Genomic DNA, 19757 nt, shown 5'->3' with positions numbered 1-19757 from the left:
CGGTCGGGCCGGCGTCGCGGCTCAGCGCGGCAGGTCGAACAACAGGAATTCCGTATCCCGCGCATCGGCGAAGGTCAGCTCGGCCTCGTCGACGATCTGCGCCGCGTCGCCGGCCTGCAGCGCCTGGCCGTTGACCGTCAGCGAACCGCGGATGACCTGCACATAGGCGCCGCGCCCGTCGGCCAACACATGGTCCACGCGTTCCTCGCCGTCCAGGATGGCCGCATAGATGCGCGCATCCTGGTGGATCCGTACCGCGCCATCCTCGCCCTGCGGCGCGGCGATCAGGCGCAGTTGGCCGCGCTTGGTCTCCGGGGCGAAGTGCTTTTCCTCGTAGCCGGGTTCGATCCCGGCGCGTTCCGGCAACAGCCAGATCTGCAGGAAGTGCACCGACTCGCTGGCGGAGTGGTTGAACTCGCTGTGGGTGACCCCGGAGCCGGCGGTCATGCGCTGCACGTCGCCATAGCGCAGCACCGAGCCGTTGCCCATGCTGTCCTTGTGCTCCAGCGCGCCGTCGAGCACGTAGGAGAGGATCTCCATGTCGCGGTGCGCATGGGTGCCGAAGCCCTGGCCCGGCTGCACCCGGTCCTCGTTGATCACCCGCAGCGGTCCGAAGCCCATGTGGCGCGGATCGTGGTAGTGGCCGAAGGAGAAGGTGTGGCGCGAGGATAGCCAGCCGTGCTCGGCGCGGCCACGGGTATCGCTGGTGCGGATCTGCAACATGGGAAGCTCCTGATAGTGGCGATATGTGCAAGTGGATCGATAAGGCAGGGCGGTGGCGATATCTGGTTGATTTCGTGGCCGCCTTGCGGTGAGGGACAGTATCCGCACTGTCGCCGGGTTTGAAAAACGGATAGATTCGGCACCTATCATCGAAAAATTCGAATGCTCAAGATCAGCCTCGACGCGCTGCAGATCATCGACGCCATCGACCGCCGCGGTTCGTTCTCGGCCGCCGGCAAGGCGCTGTACAAGGTGCCGTCCACTATTTCCTACACGGTGGCCAAGCTGGAGGAGGACCTGGGCGTGCAATTGTTCGATCGCCTGGGTCCGAAGGTGGCGCTCACCGCGGCCGGGGCCGAGCTGTTGCGCGAGGGCCGCCACCTGCTGCGCGCGGCCGGGGACCTGGAACTCCGCGTGCGCCGCGTCGCGTCCGGCTGGGAGACCGAGTTCGCGCTGGCGCTGGACTCGGTATTCGCCCCGGACTGCCTGGCCGAGGACATCGCCGCGTTCTATGCGGTCGCCGACCAGACCCGATTGCGGATCGTGCAGGAATCGCTGTCCGGCACCTGGGAGGCGCTGCTGGACCGGCGCGTGGACCTGCTGGTCGGCGCGGCCGGGGAGGGGCCCAGCGGCGGCGGCTATGTGGCCGAGGCGTTCGGCTCGCTGTCGTTCGTGTTCGTGGTCGCGCCCACGCATCCGCTGGCGCAGGCGGCCGAGCCGCTCGGCCGCAGCCAGCTGGCCGAGCATCGCGCGATCGCGGTCGCCGATTCGGCACGGCGGCTGCTGCCGCGCACGGTCGGGCTGCTGTTCGGCCAGGATGCGCTGACCGTGCCGGACATGCGCAGCAAGTACCGGCTGCAGGTGGCGGGGCTGGGCTTCGGTTTCCTGCCCGAACCCTACGCGCGGGCGGCGCTGGCGCGCGGCGCGCTGCTGCGCAAGCAGGTCGAGGAGCCGAAGCCGGACGAGGTGTTCCAGTTGGCGTGGCGCAGCGGCGAGGAGGGTGCGGCGCTGGCCTGGTGGCGCGCGCGCATGCGCCAGCCCGGGGTGTTCGAGGCGTGGCTGGCGCGGCTGCAGGCGCGATTGGACTGAGTGTGGGCGGGTCTGTTCCGCTGGTGAGGCGGCATCGCGCGCGCCGGGCGGCGATGCCGGGAGGATAATGGCGCATCCCTTTCTCCCCCAGGCGCAGGCTCGGCCATGCAGGAACTGATCGCGCGTTACGGCCTGGGCCTGGTCTTCGTCAACGTGCTGGCGTTGTCGCTGGGCCTGCCGGTGCCGGCCCTGCCGACGTTGATCCTGGTCGGCGCGACCTATGCGCTGCTCGATGGCAGTGCGGTGTGGAGCAGCCTGCTGGCCGCGCTGTCGGTGTCGATCGTGGCCAGCCTGATCGGCGACCTGGTCTGGTTCGGCGCCGGCCGCCGCTATGGCAACCGCACGCTGCAGTCGCTGTGCCGCCTGTCGCTGTCGCGCGATACCTGCATGAAGCAGACCGAGCGCTTCTATACCCGCTGGGGCGTGCGCGTGCTGGCGGTGGCCAAGTTCGTGCCCGGCCTGTCGATGGTGTCGGTGCCGATGGCCGGGGCGATGCGGGTGCGGCCGGGCGCGTTCCTGCGCTACGACGCGCTGGGCGCGGCGCTGTGGGCCGGTTGCGGGCTGCTGCTGGGCCTGGCGTTCGCCGACCAGGTGCAGGACGTGCTGGACTGGCTGAGCCTGCTCGGCTCGCGCGCGGTGCTGCTGCTGGCGGGCGCGCTGGCGCTGTATATAGGCTATCGCGCGTGGCGCCGGCATGCGCTGCTGAAGTCGATGGAGACGCTGCGCATCGACGTCGACGAGCTGTACGCCCTGATGCAGGGCGAGGCGGTGCCGGTGTTGCTGGACATCCGCGCGCCGGGATATCGCGCGCTCGAGCCGTATGCGATTCCGGGCGCGATGGAGGTGGACGATCGCCGTATCGACGCCATCGTCGAGGCGTTGCCGCGCGATCGCAAGATCGTCATCTACTGCGCCTGCCCGAACGAGGTGTCGGCGGCGGTGCTGGCCACGCGCCTGCGCCAGCGTCACTACGAGGACGTGGTGCCGCTGCGCGGCGGACTGGATGCGTGGCGTGCCGCGGGCTATGCGGTGATCGAACTGGGCGGCGGCGCGGCAGCGCCGGCGGCCGACCTCGGCGGCAAGGTCGCCGCGTAAACGCGCGCGCTTGCGGCGCGAGCGTAGGCAAACGGAAATGCAAAAAAAACGACAAGCGCAGGCTTGTCGTTTTTCATCTGACTGGTGCGCCCGGAGAGATTCGAACTCCCGACCGCCTGGTTCGTAGCCAGGTACTCTATCCAACTGAGCTACGGGCGCGTTGTCAGGCGCGGGATTATTCCCGAGTTCTGCCGATTCGTCTACAGCGGCGTGCGCCGATGCGTCGTTGCGCTGCGCAACGTCGCGGTCGCATACCTGCAATAGCCGGCGAACGCGCAAAAAAAAACGACAAACCGAGTTTGTCGTTTTTCATCTGACTGGTGCGCCCGGAGAGATTCGAACTCCCGACCGCCTGGTTCGTAGCCAGGTACTCTATCCAACTGAGCTACGGGCGCGTCGTCAGGAGCGGAATTATTACCGAGTCCCCCGGACCCGTCAATGCCCTTCGCGGAAAAAATTCAGTCTGCGCTGCCGAGCAGGGCCTGCGCCACGGCCGCCGGCCGCTTCATCCAGGCGAAATGGTCGGCCGCAGCGCCCAGCTGCGCCGCATCCAGCGAGTGCAGCTCGAGCGTGCGCGGCGCCAGTTTGCGCAGCAGGGCGCGCAGCGAGGTGGCCGGCGCCAGCCAGTCGTCCTGCAGCACCACGCCGCGCACCGGCGCGGTCACCTGCGCCAGCAGCGCTTCCAGATCCGCGGCCATGCCGGCCGCCGCATAGCGATTGCTCAGGCCCACCCGCGCCCAGTCCGCGATCAGCGAGCGCGCTTCGGTCCCGCCGAAGCCGAGCCTGCGCCCGTGCAGCACGCCCTGGCGCTGCGCCAGCCACGGCAGGAAGCGGTACGCCAGCGGCAGCAGATAGCGACGCGGCGCGGCGAACTGGCGCCAGTACGGCGTGCCGCTGGCGACCAGCCACAGCTGGGCGAAGGCCCGCGGATGCAGCGCGGCGTAGCAGCAGGCGATTTGCCCGCCGAGGCTGTGGCCGCCGATGGTCAGCGGCAACGCGCCGTGCTGCGCGATCGCCGCGTGGCTGACCGGCAGATCCTCGCACAGCAGTTGCCGATAGCCCCAGTCCTGCGTGCGCGACGGACGCAGCGCGCTGCTGCCGTTGCCGCGCCATTCGTGCAGGAACACCGCCACGCCCTGCGCGGCCAGCGCTTCGGCCAGCGGCAGATAGTGGCGCGCGGCCACGCCGAGCGCGGGCAGCCACAGCAGCGCCTGGCGCGGCGCCGCGGGGATGCGTGCGAGCAGCGTCCAGCGGTGGCCGTCGCCGGCGACGGCCGGCAGCGCCTCGCTCGCTGGCGTGTGCGTGCTCATGCGTTGCGCGCGGCGCCGAAGTGGTCCAGCACCACCACCTCGCTGCGGCCGGGACGGTAGCCGCCCTGCAGCGCGCGGGCGACGTAGTCGATCGCTGCCTCGCAGGCCACCGGCAGCGCCAGTCCCTGGCATAGCTGCGCGGCGATCGCCGCGGCGAGGGTGCAGCCGGTGCCGTGCGCCTGCAAGTCCAGCCGCGCATGGCTGAATTCGCTGCGGCTGACCCCGTCGTCGTAGCGGTCGATCACCCGATGGCCTTCGGCCAGGTGGCCGCCCTTGAGCAGCACCGCCTGCGCGCCGGCCGCGAGCAGCGCGGCGGTGGCGTGCTCGGCATCGTCGGCGTTCTCGATCGTGCGGCCCAGCAGCAGTTGCGCTTCCGGCGTGTTCGGCGTGACCAGGGTCGCCAGCGGCAGCAGGCGGCCGCGCAGCGCATCGAGCGCGTCGTCTTCGAGCAGCTTGGCGCCGCTGGTCGCGACCATCACCGGGTCCAGCACCACGAACGGCGGGCGGTACTGTTCCAGCGCGTCGGCGACCAGATGGATCACCGCGGCGTTGGCGAGCATGCCGAGCTTGACCGCGCCGATGTCGAAATCGGCGAAGCAGGCGTCGAGTTGCGCGCGCAGGAACGCCAGCGGCGGCACGTGCACGGCGCTGACCCCGCGGGTGTGCTGCGCGGTCAGCGCGGCGATCGCCGACAGTCCGTGCACGCGGTGCGCGGCGAAGGTCTTCAGGTCGGCCTGGATGCCGGCGCCGCCGCCCGAGTCGGTGCCGGCGATGCTGAGGGCGGAGACGACGGTGGGTTCGCTCATGCGCCGATTGTGCAGCGCCCGCCGCGGCTTGGCGACCGCGGGTCAGCGCTGCTGGCGGCGGTAGTGGGCCTGCAGCGCGTAGATGGTGCCGACCAGGCCGGTCAGCAGCGCCGGCGCCAGCAGCGCATCGAAGCCGACATGGCGGTAGGCCCAGGCGCCGAGCACGCCGCCGAGCAGGAAGCCGCCGATGATCAGCAGGCTCAGGCGGATGCGCCGCCGCGGCAGCGGCAGGCCGCGCAGGGCCTGGCCCAGGCCGATGCCCAGGTCGGTGAACATGCCGGTCAGGTGGGTGGTGCGCACCACCGCGCCGCTGTAGGTGGTGGTCATCGCGTTCTGCAGGCCGCAGGCGGTGGCGGCGAACAGGGCGCCGACGAGCTGTTGCTGCTTGAACGCCTGCATCGCCGCCAGCAGCAGCAATGCTTCCAAGGCAAGCGCCACGCCATAGCGGCGGCCCAGGCGCAGCCGGCTGTCCTGCACCACGATGCCGCTGAGCACGGCGCCGCCGAGGAAGGCCAGCACCACGCCCAGCAGGTTGCCGATCACGCGCATGTCGCCATCGGCCAGCGCCGCGCCGAGCAGGGTGGTGGTGCCGGTCAGGTGGGTCACCGCCTGGTGCTCGAAGCCCAGATAGCCGACCACATTGACCATGCCGGCGACGCAGGCCAGCGCGCCGGCGAACGCCCAGGCCCAGCGCGGCAACTCGAAGTTCATGCGCCGGTGCGGCGCCGCGGCGCGGCGCGCGACAGGCTGGGCGAGGGCTGGCGGCGCATGCGTCGCGGCCTACTTCGCGCCGTTGACGGCGATCTCGGAGAACGTGCCGCTGTCCGGGTCGAACACCGCGCCCCAGAAGCCGCCGCCGCCGCCGCACACGCGCACCGCGTCGACGCTGGGATCCAGGTCGCTGTCGTCGTGCGGCTTGAACGCGTTGACGTAGATCGCCTGCTTGCCGCGGTAGAGGATGCCGACGTACTGGCGGTCGGCGCCGGCTGGATCGGCGATGTCCGGCTGCAGTTGCGCCAGCCGGGTTTCCAGCCGTGCGATCTGCTCCACGCTCGGCACCCAATAGCCGCTCACCGCGCCGTCGTGGCGCGCCGGGCTGTCGCGCGAGCAGGTGTCGAGCACCTGCGCGGCGGTGCTGTTGCGGGTGACGATCCACGATTGCCCGGCCTTGATCGCGGTCGGCACGCTGACCGGCCCGCGCGTGGTGGTGCACGCGCCGAGCAGGGCCAGGGCCAGCGCCGCGCCGCCGAGACGGCATGCGCCGGCGGCGTTCACAGGACCTCCGAGGCGTAGTCGGCCAGGCGCGAGCGCTCGCCGCGGCGCAGGGTGACGTGCGCGCTGTGCGGCCAGGCCTTGAAGCGGTCCACCGCATAGGTCAGGCCCGAGGTGGTCTCGGTCAGGTACGGCGTGTCGATCTGCTCGACGTTGCCCAGGCACACGATCTTGGTGCCGGGGCCGGCGCGGGTGATCAGCGTCTTCATCTGCTTCGGGGTCAGGTTCTGCGCTTCGTCCAGGATCAGGTAGCGCGACAGGAAGGTGCGTCCGCGCATGAAGTTCATCGAGCGGATCTTGATCCGGCTGGCGAGCAGGTCGTTGGTCGCCGCGCGGCCCCAGGCCCCGCCTTCCTGGTTGTGGGTCAGCACTTCCAGGTTGTCGGTCAGCGCGCCCATCCACGGCGTCATCTTCTCTTCCTCGGTGCCGGGCAGGAACCCGATGTCCTCGCCGACGCTGACCGTGGCGCGGGTCATGATGATCTCGCGGTAGCGCTGCTGGTCCATGGTCTGCGCCAGGCCCGCCGCCAGCGCCAGCAGGGTCTTGCCGGTGCCGGCGGTGCCGAGCAGGGTGACGAAGTCGATTTCCGGATCCATCAGCGCGTTGAGCGCGAAGTTCTGTTCGCGGTTGCGCGCGGCGATGCCCCACACCGCGTGCTGGCCGCTGCGGAAGTCGTCGACCAGGGCCAGCGTCGCCTTGCGCTCGCCGCTGACCTTGACCACGCGCAGTTCCACTTCGTCGTCGCCGGGCAGGTACAGGTACTGGTTCGGATACCAGTCCTCGTCGTCGGCCAGCGCGATCTCGTAGCAGGTGCGGCCCTTGTCGCTCCAGCTGCGCAGGTCCTGGTTGTGCTTCTGCCAGAAATCCTCCGGCAGCTCGATCGCGCCGGTGTACAGCAGGCTGAAATCGTCGAGCGCGCGGTCGTTCTCGTAGTCCTCGGCGATCAGGCCGCTGATCGCCGCCTTGATCCGCAGGTTGATGTCCTTGGACACCAGGATCACCGGCGTTTCCGGGCCGTCCTCGCGCAGCGCCAGCACCGCGGCCAGGATCTTGTTGTCCGGCGCCACGGTGCCGAAGCTGCGCCCGGGCTCGACCGGGCGGGTCTGGAAGTACAGCCGGCCGATGCTGCCGCTGCTCTTGAGCTGGATGCCCTGCGGATGGCTGAGCGGGATGCCCGACTCGATCTGCTCGGCGCCGGCGCCCTCGATCAGCTCGTTGAGGAAACGGCTGACCTGGCGCGCGTTGCGGCTGACCTCGGACATGCCCTTCTTGGCGTTGTCCAGCTCCTCGATCACCTGCATCGGCAGGAACACGTCGTGTTCCTCGAACTTGAACAGCGCGGTCGGGTCGTGCATCAGCACGTTGGTATCCAGCACGTAGATGCGCTTGCCTCGGGTCATCGTGGATTCCTGGGAGTGGGACAGGGAAAGACCATCACGGCCTGCGCAGGGCAGGGTGATGCGACGTGCGGGAAACGCGAATGATCACTGCTGGGCGGCGGCCTGCAGTGCGTCGAACACGGCCTGGGCGTGGCCGGGAACCTTGACCTTGCGCCAGCTGCGCAGCAGCCGGCCCGAGGGCGAGATCAGGAAGGTGCTGCGCTCGATGCCGAGCACCTGGCGGCCGTACATGTTCTTTTCCTTGATCACGTCGAACGCGCGGCACAGCGCCTCGTCGGCGTCGCTGACCAACGGGAAGCGGAAGCCCTGCTTGGCGCAGAAGTTGTCGTGCGACTTCAGTGAATCGCGCGAGACGCCGAGCACGGCGGCGTTGGCCTGCTCGAACTGCGGCAGCAGTGCGTTGAAGTCGATGCCCTCGGTGGTACAGCCGGGGGTGCTGTCCTTCGGATAGAAATACAGCACCAGCCAGCGGCCGGCGTAATCGCCGAGCGTGGCGCTGGCGCCGCCGGACAACGCCAGCGGCAATGCCAGCGTGGTGCGGTCCAGGGTGTCGCCGTCCTTCATGGGGTGTCCTCCGCGTGCATCGCCATCATCTGCGTTCGAATGCATCGATGTCCAGCGCGGATCAGAACTTCATCGGGTCCATGATCGCGTCCAGGTTCAGGTGGTCGCAGAACTCGAGGAAGTCGTCGCGCAGCGCGGCGATGTGCATGTTCGCCGGCACCCCGATCGTCACCTGCGCCGAGAACATCTCCGCGCCGGTCTGCATCGCGCGGTAGCGGGTGCTCTGCAGGTTCTCGATGGTGATGCCCTGGCGGTCGAAGAAGTCCGCCAGCTGGAACAGGATGCCCGGCTTGTCGGCGGCGATGACCTCGACGATGTAGGGCAGCAGGTTGGACTGCGCCTGCTTGGCGCCGGTGCGGTACCACACCAGCTTCATGCCTTCCTCGCGGTCGAGCCGGGTCAGCATGGCTTCGAGCTTGGCGACCGAATCCCACGAGCCGGTCGCCAGCGCGGTCACCGACACGTCGCGGCCGACCGTGGCCAGGCGCGCATCGACGAGATTGCAGCCGCTGTCGGCGATACGGCGCGTCACCGGCAACAGCGGCGACTCCGGATGCGTCGTATAGGCGTTGATCAGGAGGTGGTTTTCGGTCGGCGCGGGCCGGGGCGTGGTGTCTGTCAAAGGGGCTTCCGGCATTGCGTAGGATTGCGTAAGGCTGAACGGCGTCCGGGCGGTCGCTCGGCGCAGTATGCAGCATACTTGCCCGCGCTTTCGGGCCGCAAGTAACATGCGGGACGAATCCCGTCCGTGCGGGCTGCACGCGGCCCTCTCCAAATCACAGCGAGCATCACGCATCTTGTCCCTCTCCGGCATCATCACCGCCCTGGCCACGCCCTTCCAGGGCAATGGCGACCTCGACCTCGACGCCTGGCAGCGGCTGCTCAAACGGCAGCTGGACGGCGGCGTGCAGGGCGTGGTGGTGGCGGGATCGACCGGCGAGGCGGCCACCCTGCTGGACGAGGAGTACGACCTGATCCTGCGCGAGGCGGCGCAGGCGATCGGCGGGCGCGTGCCGCTGCTGGCCGGCACCGGCCTGTCCGGCACCGCCAAGACCGTCGCGCTGACCCGCCGCGCCGCGGCCAACGGCGCCCAGTACGCGCTGGTGGTGACGCCGCCGTACGTGCGCCCGACCCAGGCCGGCCTGCTCGCGCATTACCTGGAGGTGGCCGAGCACGGCGGCCTGCCGGTGGTGCTGTACAACGTGCCCGGGCGCACCGGCTGCGACCTGCTGCCGGAGACGATGGCGCAGCTGGCGCAGCATCCGAACATCGTCGGCATCAAGGAAGCCAGCAGCGATCCGCAACGCATCGCCGCGCTGCTGGCGCTGCGCAGCGACGGCTTCGCCGTGCTCAGCGGCGACGACGGCAGCGCCGCGCAGGCCATGCTCGGCGGCTACGACGGGCTGATCTCGGTCGCGTCCAACGCCTTGCCGGCCGCCTACCGCCGCCTGTGCGACCTGGCGCGTGCGCGCCAGGCCGAGCCGGCGCAGGCCTGGGACGCGCGCCTGCAGCCGTTCCACGCCTTCTGCGGCATCGAATCCAACCCGATCCCGGTCAAGGCGCTGCTGCAGCGCGCCGGTATCGGCCAGGGGCTGCGGCTGCCGCTGCTGCCGCTGTCCGCGGCGCACCACGCCACGGCCGACCGTCTCGCCACCGACGCAGCCGCGTTGGAAGAACTATCCAGCCGCGAAACGCTCGCGGCCTGACCCTCAGGAGATTTATCGATGCGTGCTTCCGTTCCCTACGTCCGCGTGCTGTCGGCCGCCGTGCTGGCGACCACCATGGTCGCGGCCACCAGCGGTTGCAGCTGGTTCCACAAGGGCAAGCCGCGTGGCGACTATGCGCTGGCTCCCGAAATGCGTCCGCTGGAAGTGCCGCCGGATCTGACCGCGCCGGATACCTCGGCGGCGATGAAGGTGCCGGCGCTGGCCTCGGCCACGCAGCGCCCCGGCGCCGGCAGCGCGCCGGCCCAGGCGCCGGCGGCGTCGAACAGCGGTTTCGTGGTGCCGGGCGCGCGCGACCAGGTGTTCGGCCAGGTCGGCGACGCGCTGGGCGGCATCGAGGGCGTCACCATCGCCAGCCGTGCGCAGGTGCTGGGCTCCTACGACGTGGCCTACGAAGGCAGCAACTTCCTGGTTCGCGTGGTGGCGGTGGATGCCGGCGTGTACGTGTCGGCGGTCGATCCGCGCGGCATGCCGGCCAACGGCGATGCCCCGGTCAAGCTGATCGCGGCGCTGAAGGCCAAGCTCGGCCATTGAGCCGGCGTCGCCGGCCGGCGTGCGCGCCGGCTGTGGCGATGGACAGAGACGGGCGCCGCAGGGCGCCCGTTTCGTTTTGGGGAAGATGTGGATTGCGCCCGGATGCTGAGGTTCCAGGAATCCCCTGTAGGAGCGGCTTCAGCCGCGACAGGCTTTACCGATGGAGCCTGTCGCGGCTGAAGCCGCTCCTACAAAAACCGCTCGCGCAGCTTGGGTTGCCTCGACGGCGCTGCGCGCCGGTTACTTCAGCAGCAGTGGCAGCTTGTTCGGCTTGCCGTCCCACTCGGCGGCGTCGGGCAGCGGTTCCTGGCGCGTGGTCAGCACCGGCCAGGCCTTGGCCAGCTCCGCGTTGAGCGCGACGAAGCCTTCCTGTCCGGCTGGCACGTCGTCCTCGGGATAGATCGCGTTGGCCGGGCACTCCGGCTCGCACAGGGTGCAGTCGATGCACTCGTCCGGATCGATCACCAGGAAATTGGGACCCGCGTGGAAACAATCCACGGGACACACTTCCACGCAGTCGGTGTATTTGCACTTGATGCAGTTTTCGGTGACGACAAAAGGCATGGTTCGATCCGGCGGTTAAGCGCGCAATTCTAAAGCAGTCGGCGCCGGCGCGTGGAGAATGCGCGTGGCGGTGCCGGCGCGGGTCCCGCCGCGCCGCGGCAGGTGGGCCTTGCGGCGCGGCTTGCAGGCGGCGCCGGGGACGGTGCGGGGATCAGACGCCGATGCCGCCGCGGCGTTGCGCCAGGCGGTACAGGCCGCGTGCGGCAAGGTCTTCCGGGTGGCTGTGGACCGCGCTGCCCAGCGCGCGCAGCGCGTGCGCGTAGCGGTTCAGCAGGCCGCTGCCGCCGATCAGGTGCACGCGCGGCGCCAGCGGCAGGCGCGCGCGCAGCTCGTGGCCGATCAGCAGGCCGGACAGGTAGGACGGCGCGGCCGCCGCGCTCAGCCGCTCGAACAGGCCCAGGCTGCGCACGCCGAACAGGTGGTGCAGCAGGCCGCCGGGCTCGCCGCTGCGCTGCAGGCCGGCGTCGAAGCCGGCGCCGTCGAACTGCGCGTCGTCGGCGTCCATCAGGCGCGCCAGCAGGCTGTGCTGGCGCAGCAGCGCGTACAGCTCGCCGGTCATCATCGTGGCCAGGGCGGCGATGCGACCGTGTTCCAGATCGACCCATTTGCTGTGGGTGCCGGGCAGGCACACGCTGTGGCGGCCCGCGTCCCGGGCGTCCTGCGCCAGGACGTCGAGCAGCCCGATCAGTTGGGTCTCCTCGCCGCGCATCACGTCCGGCACCGCCTCGGCGCCGCTGGCCACGCCGGGCACGAACCACAGTGTGCGCCCGGACAGGGCCGGGTCCTGCAGCGGCTGCATCGCCGCGGCCAGCGCGTCTGCGTCGGCCGGGCAGGGCGCGTAAGGCAGTTCGATCCAGCCGTTGCGGCTGCCGATCATGCCGCACAGCACCGCGTCGCCGGGCCAGCCGTCGATCAGCGCCGCCAGGGTCGCGGCGAAGCGGCCCTGGCAGGCGCCGATGCCCTGGTCGCTGCGGCGCTGCTCGAGGACGCGGCCGTCGGCGGCGAGCCGGTAGCCGCGCAGGCTGCTGGTGCCCCAATCGATGGCGATCATGCGCTGGCGATGCGTCCTTCTGGCAGGCCGGCGATGCCGACCGCGGCGACGAACAGGCCGCCGGCCTGCGGCGTGCGTGCCAGTTCGGCGTCGGCGTGGTCCATGCGCGACGTGCTCAGGTACAGGGTGCGGCCGTCGGCGCCGCCCAGTGCGGGACAGGTCGGATGCTTGACCGGCAGCGCGACGCTGCGCTCGACGCTGCCGTCGGGCCGGTAGCGGACCACGCGCCAGGCGCGCCATTGCGCGTTCCACAGGTGGCCTTCGGCATCGACGATGGCGCCGTCGGGTTCGGCGCCGGGGTGATCGAGTTCGGCGAACACGCGGCTGTTGCCGGTCTGGGCGTTGGCGGCGTCGTAGTCGCAGCACAGGATCTGCGGGCGCACCGAGTCGCAGTAGTACAGGGTGCGGCCGTCGGCGCTGAAGCAGATCGCGTTGGGGATGGCCACGCCGGGCAACGGCAGGCGGCGCAGGCCGTGGCGCGCGGACCACTGGTAGAAGCTGCCGACCGGGGCCTGGTCGGCGCGTTCGCTCATGGTGCCGAACACGAAATTGCCGTGGCGGTCGGCGCGGCCGTCGTTGGCGCGGGTGTCGTCGCGCTCCGGTTCCAGATCGGCCAGCTTGTGCAGCGGCAAGTCGGTCGCGTCGGCGGCGCTGGCGTCGGGATCGGCGGCGTACACGCCCTTGGCCAGCGCCAGCAGCAGGCGGCCGTCGTCGAACAGGCCCAGGCAGCCGGGGCGGTCGGGCAGGGCCCAGTGACGCGTGGCGCCGCTGGCCGGGTCGTGGCGCCACAGCTGGCGTCCGTCGATGTCGACCCAGAACAGCGCTTGCCGGCGTTCGCACCAGACCACGCCTTCGCCGTGGGTGCAGCGGCTGTCCACCGCCAGCGTGGCGGTGTGTGCGGATTCGGTGCTCATGGGCTCACTCACCATTCGGCGATGCTGCCGTCGGCGTGGCGCCAGACCGGGTTGTGCCAGTCGGGCGGATTTTCGTTGGCATGGCGCAGGCGCTCCTCGTCGATTTCCACGCCGAGGCCGGGCTTGGGCAGTGCGGCGATGCTGCCGCTATCGTCGCACGCGAAGTCTTCCTTGTTGATCACGTAGTCGAGCAGGTCGGCGCCTTCGTTGTAGTGGATGCCGATGCTCTGTTCCTGCAGCACCGCGTTGTGCGAGACGAAATCCACCTGCAGGCAGGCGGCCAGCGCGACCGGGCCGAGCGGGCAGTGCGGGGCCAGGCCGACATCGTAGGCGTCGGCCATGCTGGCGATCTTCAGGCATTCGGTGATGCCGCCGGCATGCGACAGGTCCGGTTGCAGCAGCGACAGGCCGCCGGCCTGCAGCACCGGCTTGAAGTCGAAGCGCGAGAACATGCGTTCGCCGGCCGCCAGCGGGATCGGCGTGGACGCGGCCAGGCGCGGATAGTATTCGGCCAGTTCCGGCAGCACCGGTTCCTCGACGAACAGCGGCTTGAACGGCTCCAGTTCGCGCAGCAGCACGCGCGCCATCGGCGCGGCGACACGGCCGTGGAAGTCGATGCCGAAGTCGATGCTGGTGCCGAACGCCTCGCGGATCTGCGCGACCTTGGCCACCGCCGCGTCCACCGCGCGCGGCCCGTCGATCAGCTTCATCTCCTCGGTGCCGTTGAACTTGAAGGTGTCGAAACCCAGCTCGCGGTAGCCCTGGATCTGCGCGATGGTCGCCGACGGGCGGTCGCCGCCGACCCAGCGATAGGTCTTCATGCGGTCGCGCACCAGCCCGCCGAGCAGTTCGTACACCGGCACGCCCAGCGCCTTGCCCTTGATGTCCCACAACGCCTGGTCGATGCCGGCGATGGCGCTCATCAGGATCGGCCCGCCGCGGTAGAAGCCGCTGCGGTACAGCAGTTGCCAGAGGTCGTTGATCCGCGCCGGATCCTTGCCGATCAGGTAGCCGCTCAGTTCGTGCACCGCGGCGTCGACGCTGCGCGCGCGGCCCTCGATCACCGGTTCGCCCCACCCGGTGATGCCTTCGTCGGTTTCGATCTTCAGGAACAGCCAGCGCGGCGCGGCGTGATAGGTGGTGAGGCGAACGATCTTCATGCGTGGTCCAAGTAGGCTTGGCGGAAGGCGGCGGCCTGCGCCCGGGTCTGCGCGAGCGCCTGGCCGGGCCGGTACAGTTCGCCGCCGATGCCGGCGCCGATCGCGCCGGCGGCCAGGTAGTCGTGCAGCGTGTCGGTGCTGACCCCGCCGACCACGAACAGCGGCACCGTCGGCGGCAGCACCGCGCGCAACGCGCGCAGGTGGCCGGGACCGTAGGTGGCGGCCGGGAACAGCTTGAGCATTTGCGCGCCGGCGTCGAGGGCGTCGAAGGCTTCGGTGGCGGTGGCGAAGCCGGCCACCACCTGCAGGCCGCGCGCGACCGCGTGGCGGATCACCGGCGGCCGCGTGTTCGGGGTGACGATGAAGCGCGCGCCGAGATCGGCGAGGACATCGACGTCGGCGATCTTCAGCACGGTGCCGCCGCCGATCCAGCAGCGCTGGCCGAACGCCTGCACGGCCGCGCCGATGCTGTCGGCCCAGCGCGGCGAGTTGAGCGGGATCTCGATCGCGTCGTAACCGGCCTCGGCCAGCGCGCCGACATGGTCCAGCGCGTCGTCGGGGGTGAGGCCGCGCAGGATCGCGATCAGGGGAAACTGGAACGGGGAGACGGCGGACATCGGCTTACCTGGCAACGTGCGTGGAGCGGAAGGCGTCCACTGCGACGTCGTCATCGCGCGGCCGCAGTGGCGCGCAGGTGAGCGACCGTCCCGTTGGCGACGAACGGGCGGGCGCCATCGACCGGTGCGCTGGCTGATCGTCCTGCTCATCTACGCTGGCGCGGTGCGCCGGCGCCTTCACGAGGCGGGTGTGGCGGTGGGACGGCGTCGCGGCCGGAGTCGCGACTGGCCGATAGCCTGCGCGCGTGAAGATATGCTCGGCAAATGAAATTTTAGACATATGCTATTCCGGTGGTGAATACGCATCTTCTCGCTCAGGACGCTTTCCGCTTATGACCGCTACCGCCAATCCCTGGTTCAACGCTGCTCGCCTCAAGACCCGGCATCTGTTGCTGCTGTTGCAATTGCACGAGCATCGCTCGGTGCTGCGCGCGGCCGAGGCGGCGAGCATGACCCAGCCGGCGGCGTCCAAGCTGCTGGCGGAAATGGAGGATCTGCTCGGGGTCAAGCTGTTCGAGCGGCATGCGCGCGGGGTGGAGCCGACCTGGTACGGGCAGGTGCTGATCCGCCGTGCGCGTTCGGCGATGTCGGAGATCGGCCGCGCGCAGGAGGAGATCGCCGCGCTGCGCGAGGGGCGCATGGGCCAGGTCTCGATCGGCACCGTGGTCAATCCGGGCACCAACCTGGTGCCGCAGGCGATCGCCGAGGTCAAGCGCGAGTTCCCCGGCATCCTGGTGCGGGTGGAGATGGACTACAGCCGGCCGCTGGTGGCCAAGCTGCTGGACGGCCAGCTCGACATCGTCATCGGCCGCATCCTCGGCCCGTATGGCGGCGACGAACTGGAGTTCGAGCCGCTGGCCGACGAGCCGCATTCGGTGGTGGCGCGCGCCGGGCATCCGCTGTCGGCGCGCGCCGACCTGCGCCACGCCGACCTGGCGCGCTACGGCTGGGTGCTGCCGCCGGTGGACAGCGTGCTGCGCGCGCGGCTGGACGCGATGTTCATGGAGCACGGCGTGCCGACCCCGCAGAACGTCATCGAGACCTCGTCGTTGCCGGTGATGACCAGCCTGCTGCGCGGCAGCGACCTGCTGGCGGCGCTGCCGGCCGACGCGGTGGCGCCGTACGTGCAGGCCAAGCTGCTGACCGTGCTGCCGATCGCGCTGGGGGTGCGGATGGAATCGTTCGGCATCATCCGCCGCCGCGACTACATGCTGCCGCCGGGCGCCGAACGCATCCTGCTGGCGCTGCGCAACGCCGCCAAGCGCCTGTATCCGGATCGGGCGCCGGGCTGAGCCGCGGATCCGCGGGTACCGTCTCCTGATGCAGGGCAGGGGCGATCGGGCGGTGGGCCTGCCGTGGATCGGCACCCGTTGGCATGCGTTGCCGGGGTGCTTGTGTCTGCTGTGAATGCCGCTGATTGAGCCGAAATATTTGCCGTCCAGATAGTCGAAAAAAACATAGGTTGGCGTGAATTTTTCATTTGCTTAACGCGAAATTCACTTCTAGGCTCAGCCGATCGTGACCGATGTCGCGGCGCGTCGCTCGGTTGCGACGCCCGCCACGCCTAGCGATACGGCAGCGGGCCATGGCTTGCCGCCGTCACAACCAGCAAGGCGGCGCGCACGCGCGACCGTCACCCGTGTGTGCATGTGTCCTGGGAGGGAAACATCATGTCATCGCGTCATTACCGTGGTCCGGCCTCGCCGACCGCAGCGGTTCGTACTACCTGTCTTTTGCGTCGTTCGGCCATGGCGCTGAGCATCGGCCTGTTGTTGAGCGCGCAGGCGATGGCACAGGACGCCGAGGACAGCAGCAAGAAGAAGAGCGCCGATCCGGTGACCCAGCTCGACGCGATCGAGGTCAAGGGCGTGCGCGCCAGCCTGATCAAGTCGCAGACGATCAAGCACGATGCCGAGCAGATCGTCGATTCGGTCAGCGCCGAGGACATCGGCGCGCTGCCCGACCGCAGCGTCACCGAGACCCTGCAGCGGGTCAGCGGCGTGACCATCGACCACTTCATGGCGCGCAACGACCCCGACCATTTCTCCGCCGAAGGCAGCGGCGTGATGATCCGCGGCATGACCCAGGTGCGCGGCGAGCTCAACGGGCGCGACAGCTTCAGCGCCGCCAGCGGCCGCGGACTCAGCTTCGAGGACGTGCCGGCCGAACTGATGGCCGGCGTGGACGTGTACAAGAACCCGTCGGCCGAGATCATCGAAGGCGGCCTCGGCGGCACGGTCAACCTGCGCACGCGCATGCCGTTCGACCAGCCCGGCCGGGTGATCGGCTTCACCGCCGACGAGAACTACGGCGACTTCAGCAAGACCTACAAGCCGTCCGGCTCGTTCCTGTTCAGCGATCGCTGGAACACCGGCGTCGGCGAGATGGGGCTGATGCTGGACGTGGCCTATTCGGAACTGGCCACCCGCAGCGACGGCATCCAGGTGGAGCCGTTCGTGCGCCGCACCGATGCGGCGTTGCTGGCCGGCACCGATTTCGACAAGGTCTACGTGCCCGGCGGCGTCAACTGGCGGCAGCTGGATTTCGAACGCAAGCGCAAGGGCGTGGCCGGGGCGTTCCAGTGGCGGCCCAGCGACGACACCGAAATCTACGTGCAGTACATGCGCTCCACCTACGACATGAACTGGCAGGAGCGCGCGGCGTTCTTCAACGACGACACCAACGCGATCAGTCCCGCCCCCGGCACCACCTTCACCTACGACGCCGACGGCCGTTTCGTCAGCGGCTCGCCGGTGTCCAGTTCCTGGCGCGGCAACGTCACCGGCAACGATGGCGTGCGCTTCTACACCGACAACCGCTACGCGCAGCAGAGCACCACCACCTCCGACCTGTCCGGCGGCTTCACCCACAAGCTCACCAGCAACCTCACCGTGCGCGGCGACATGCAGCTGGTGCAGTCGGAAAGCGATTCGCTGGACTTCACCCTGTTCAGTTCGGTCTACCTGCCGGGCCTGACCTTCGACCTGAGCGGCAAGTACCCGGCGGTGTCGATCGCCGATACCAGCTATACCTCCGACCCCTCCAATTATTTCTGGAGCGCGGCGATGGACCACCTGGCGAAGAATCGCGGCCGCGAACTGGCCACGCGCTTCGATCTGGAATACACCTACGACGACAATCCGTGGCTGCGCACCTTCCGCGCCGGTATCCGCGCCACCGACCGCACCCAGACCAACAAGAACTCCGGCTACAACTGGGGCGTGATCAGCGACAACTGGGCGACGATTCCCGAAACCAGCACCGGCCTGGCCGACCTGGCCAGCTACATGACCTCGTCCTCGCAGCTGTATTCGTACTCGAACCTGTTCCGCGGCAAGATCAGCGTGCCCAATAGTCTGTATTTCCCGAGCAATGCCGCGGTCAAGGACTATGCCGGCACCTCCAAGCTGATCGAGCAGATCGTGGCGCTGCGCGGCTGGGGCTGGGCGCCGGACCAGTACCAGTTGCAGGACACCAACCGCCAGTTCGAGCGTACCCAGGCGGCCTACGCGGTGCTGTACTTCGGCAACGACGACGCGCTGGGCGTGCCGGTGGACGGCAACATCGGCGTGCGCATCGTGCAGACCAAGACCGAGGCCACCGGTTACGGCCAGTTCCCCGACCTGTCGGCCACCGCCGCCTCCGATGCGCTCAAGGCGCAGTACACCGGGCAGTTCTTCGCCAACAACGCGCAAGGCAGCTACACCAACGTGTTGCCGAGCTTCAACATGCGCTTCAAGTTCTCCGATGCGCTGCAGTGGCGCATCGCCGCGTCCAAGGCGATGGCGCGGCCGGACTACACCCAGCTGCAGCCGTACCTGCTGCTGGCGGCGACCACCGAGGAGGACGGCACCGTGTCCAAGTGGACCGGCACCGCGGGCAATCCGAACCTCAAGCCGATGAAGGCCAACCAGTACGACACCGCGCTGGAATGGTATTTCGACACCAGCGACATGATGTACCTGACCCTGTTCTACAAGAGCGTCAAGGACTACTTCTCCACCCAGACCACCACCGAGACCTACGGTGGCCAGGACTGGCTGGTGACGCGGCCGTACAACATGTCCAAGGGCCGCATCCGCGGTTTCGAGTACGGCTACACGCAGTTCTTCGACTCGTGGCCGGGCTGGCTGAGCGGCTTCGGCGTCAATGCCAACTTCACCTTCGTGGACAGCAGCGGCGGCGTCAATTCCGCGACCGATCCCTACACGCAGACCACCGTCACCGGTGTGAGCCTGCCGCTGGAAGGCCTGTCGCGGCGCAGCTACAACCTCGCCGGCATCTACGAGAAGGGGCCGTTGTCGGTACGCCTGGCCTACAACTGGCGTTCGCGCTACCTGCTGACCGCCAGCGACGTGGCGACCAAGCTGCCGACCTGGTCGGACGACTACGGCCAGCTCGACGCCTCGGCGTTCTATCGTTTCACCCCGCATCTGCAGCTCGGTGTCCAGGCCAACAACCTGACCAATACCGTGACCAAGGTGTTGATGGGGCCGACCTCCTATGCCGACGGCGAGGTCGACAACCACCTGTACACGCGCAGCTGGTTCGTCAACGACCGCCGCTATTCGCTGGTGCTGCGCGCCAACTGGTAAGCGACGTTCGCCAGGACGCTGTCCTCGGCCCGCATGCGCGACGCATGCGGGCTTTTTTTATGGCGTTGCGGATGCGGTCGGCGTCGCGCCGAAACGAAACAGCTACGCAGCGGCGGTATGCGGCTGTTTACAGGCGGACTCGCTTTTCGTATGTGGAAAACATATAGCTAACTGTAAATATTTCATTGGATGGCATGGTGACTGCAACCTATTCTCAGGTCCGAGTCGTGATCGTCTCCGATCGCGTGCGCGCTGCGGCAACCCCGCTCGTGTCCGACTTGCGGCCAGCATCCCATTTCGGCAGGTGCGGCCGGACAACTTAGAAACGGCGACGTTGCC

Annotated in this window: 19 protein-coding genes and 2 tRNA genes; 6 read left to right on the top strand and 15 right to left on the bottom strand. The window is 69.1% G+C overall.

What is annotated here, in order from left to right; genetic code table 11:
• Positions 1–21: 21 nt before the first annotated feature.
• Positions 22–723 carry a pirin family protein gene (locus AB8810_RS13890; RefSeq protein WP_179564201.1) on the bottom strand — a complete coding sequence of 234 codons (702 nt, stop codon included), beginning with the start codon at positions 721–723 and terminating at the stop codon, positions 22–24.
• A gap of 162 nt (positions 724–885) precedes the next feature.
• On the opposite strand from AB8810_RS13890, the gene AB8810_RS13885 reads away from it, so the two are divergent.
• Both AB8810_RS13885 and AB8810_RS13880 read left to right on the top strand, forming a co-directional pair.
• Positions 886–1812, top strand: a complete 927-nt coding sequence (locus AB8810_RS13885) for a LysR substrate-binding domain-containing protein (RefSeq protein WP_369913975.1) — start codon at positions 886–888, stop codon at positions 1810–1812.
• Between the two features lie 105 nt (positions 1813–1917).
• Complete coding sequence (locus AB8810_RS13880; RefSeq protein ID WP_179564205.1) at positions 1918–2907, top strand: DedA family protein/thiosulfate sulfurtransferase GlpE; 990 nt, start codon at positions 1918–1920, stop codon at positions 2905–2907.
• Between the two features lie 82 nt (positions 2908–2989).
• Here AB8810_RS13880 and AB8810_RS13875 read toward each other — a convergent pair.
• From AB8810_RS13875 to AB8810_RS13835, 9 genes are all read right to left on the bottom strand, one after another.
• Positions 2990–3066: transfer RNA gene (locus tag AB8810_RS13875), tRNA-Arg, on the bottom strand.
• Between the two features lie 159 nt (positions 3067–3225).
• Positions 3226–3302, bottom strand: a tRNA-Arg gene (locus tag AB8810_RS13870).
• 63 nt (positions 3303–3365) lie between these two features.
• A complete protein-coding gene (locus tag AB8810_RS13865; protein WP_372530391.1) occupies positions 3366–4217 on the bottom strand; it encodes an alpha/beta fold hydrolase in 852 nt (283 codons plus the stop codon).
• Positions 4214–5023 (bottom strand): bifunctional hydroxymethylpyrimidine kinase/phosphomethylpyrimidine kinase, encoded by an 810-nt coding sequence (gene thiD, locus AB8810_RS13860; protein ID WP_369913973.1) that lies wholly within the window; start codon positions 5021–5023, stop codon positions 4214–4216. The genes AB8810_RS13865 and thiD overlap by 4 nt, the downstream gene beginning before the upstream one ends.
• A gap of 42 nt (positions 5024–5065) precedes the next feature.
• The gene (locus tag AB8810_RS13855; RefSeq protein ID WP_179564211.1) at positions 5066–5734 is read right to left on the bottom strand and encodes a YoaK family protein; all 669 of its coding nucleotides are present in this window, start codon (positions 5732–5734) and stop codon (positions 5066–5068) included.
• 69 nt (positions 5735–5803) lie between these two features.
• Complete coding sequence (locus AB8810_RS13850; protein ID WP_369913972.1) at positions 5804–6298, bottom strand: hypothetical protein; 495 nt, start codon at positions 6296–6298, stop codon at positions 5804–5806.
• Positions 6295–7695, bottom strand: a complete 1401-nt coding sequence (locus AB8810_RS13845; protein ID WP_179564215.1) for a PhoH family protein — start codon at positions 7693–7695, stop codon at positions 6295–6297. Before AB8810_RS13845 ends, AB8810_RS13850 begins: the two co-directional genes overlap by 4 nt.
• 84 nt (positions 7696–7779) lie before the next feature.
• Positions 7780–8259: a peroxiredoxin gene (locus AB8810_RS13840; protein ID WP_009604221.1), complete on the bottom strand. Its 480-nt coding sequence runs from the start codon at positions 8257–8259 to the stop codon at positions 7780–7782.
• A 61-nt stretch (positions 8260–8320) separates the two neighbouring features.
• The gene (locus AB8810_RS13835; RefSeq protein WP_087943489.1) at positions 8321–8896 is read right to left on the bottom strand and encodes a glycine cleavage system protein R; all 576 of its coding nucleotides are present in this window, start codon (positions 8894–8896) and stop codon (positions 8321–8323) included.
• Positions 8897–9056: 160 nt separating this feature from the next.
• Between AB8810_RS13835 and dapA the strand changes: the two genes are divergently transcribed.
• Together dapA and AB8810_RS13825 are read left to right on the top strand one after the other, a co-directional pair.
• On the top strand, positions 9057–9965 hold the full coding sequence (dapA, locus tag AB8810_RS13830) for a 4-hydroxy-tetrahydrodipicolinate synthase (protein ID WP_369913971.1): 909 nt from the start codon (positions 9057–9059) through the stop codon (positions 9963–9965).
• Between the two features lie 18 nt (positions 9966–9983).
• Entirely contained in the window at positions 9984–10517 is a 534-nt protein-coding gene (locus AB8810_RS13825) for a hypothetical protein (protein WP_179564221.1), read from the top strand.
• A gap of 240 nt (positions 10518–10757) precedes the next feature.
• Here AB8810_RS13825 and fdxA read toward each other — a convergent pair whose 3' ends face one another.
• From fdxA to AB8810_RS13800, 5 genes are all read right to left on the bottom strand, one after another.
• The gene (gene fdxA, locus AB8810_RS13820; RefSeq protein ID WP_039005179.1) at positions 10758–11081 is read right to left on the bottom strand and encodes a ferredoxin FdxA; all 324 of its coding nucleotides are present in this window, start codon (positions 11079–11081) and stop codon (positions 10758–10760) included.
• Positions 11082–11232: 151 nt separating this feature from the next.
• Positions 11233–12132, bottom strand: a complete 900-nt coding sequence (locus AB8810_RS13815; protein ID WP_369913970.1) for a 2-dehydro-3-deoxygalactonokinase — start codon at positions 12130–12132, stop codon at positions 11233–11235.
• On the bottom strand, positions 12129–13046 hold the full coding sequence (locus tag AB8810_RS13810) for an SMP-30/gluconolactonase/LRE family protein (protein WP_369913969.1): 918 nt from the start codon (positions 13044–13046) through the stop codon (positions 12129–12131). Before AB8810_RS13810 ends, AB8810_RS13815 begins: the two co-directional genes overlap by 4 nt.
• 8 nt (positions 13047–13054) lie before the next feature.
• On the bottom strand, positions 13055–14206 hold the full coding sequence (dgoD, locus tag AB8810_RS13805; protein WP_179564227.1) for a galactonate dehydratase: 1152 nt from the start codon (positions 14204–14206) through the stop codon (positions 13055–13057).
• Positions 14203–14823, bottom strand: coding sequence for a 2-dehydro-3-deoxy-6-phosphogalactonate aldolase (locus tag AB8810_RS13800; RefSeq protein ID WP_191826957.1), 621 nt, complete (start codon positions 14821–14823; stop codon positions 14203–14205). The genes dgoD and AB8810_RS13800 overlap by 4 nt, the downstream gene beginning before the upstream one ends.
• 332 nt (positions 14824–15155) lie before the next feature.
• Here AB8810_RS13800 and AB8810_RS13795 point away from each other — a divergent pair, with 332 nt between their 5' ends.
• A complete protein-coding gene (locus AB8810_RS13795) occupies positions 15156–16115 on the top strand; it encodes a LysR substrate-binding domain-containing protein (RefSeq protein ID WP_179564231.1) in 960 nt (319 codons plus the stop codon).
• Between the two features lie 456 nt (positions 16116–16571).
• Entirely contained in the window at positions 16572–19418 is a 2847-nt protein-coding gene (locus tag AB8810_RS13790; protein ID WP_369913968.1) for a TonB-dependent receptor, read from the top strand.
• The last annotated feature ends 339 nt before the right edge of the window (positions 19419–19757 follow it).

This window comes from Xanthomonas sp. NCPPB 3005, from assembly GCF_041228095.2.
GTDB lineage: Bacteria > Pseudomonadota > Gammaproteobacteria > Xanthomonadales > Xanthomonadaceae > Xanthomonas_A > Xanthomonas_A bonasiae.
The sequence above is the reverse complement of the archived record's forward strand: the minus strand, read 5'-3'. Positions and strand labels throughout refer to the sequence as shown.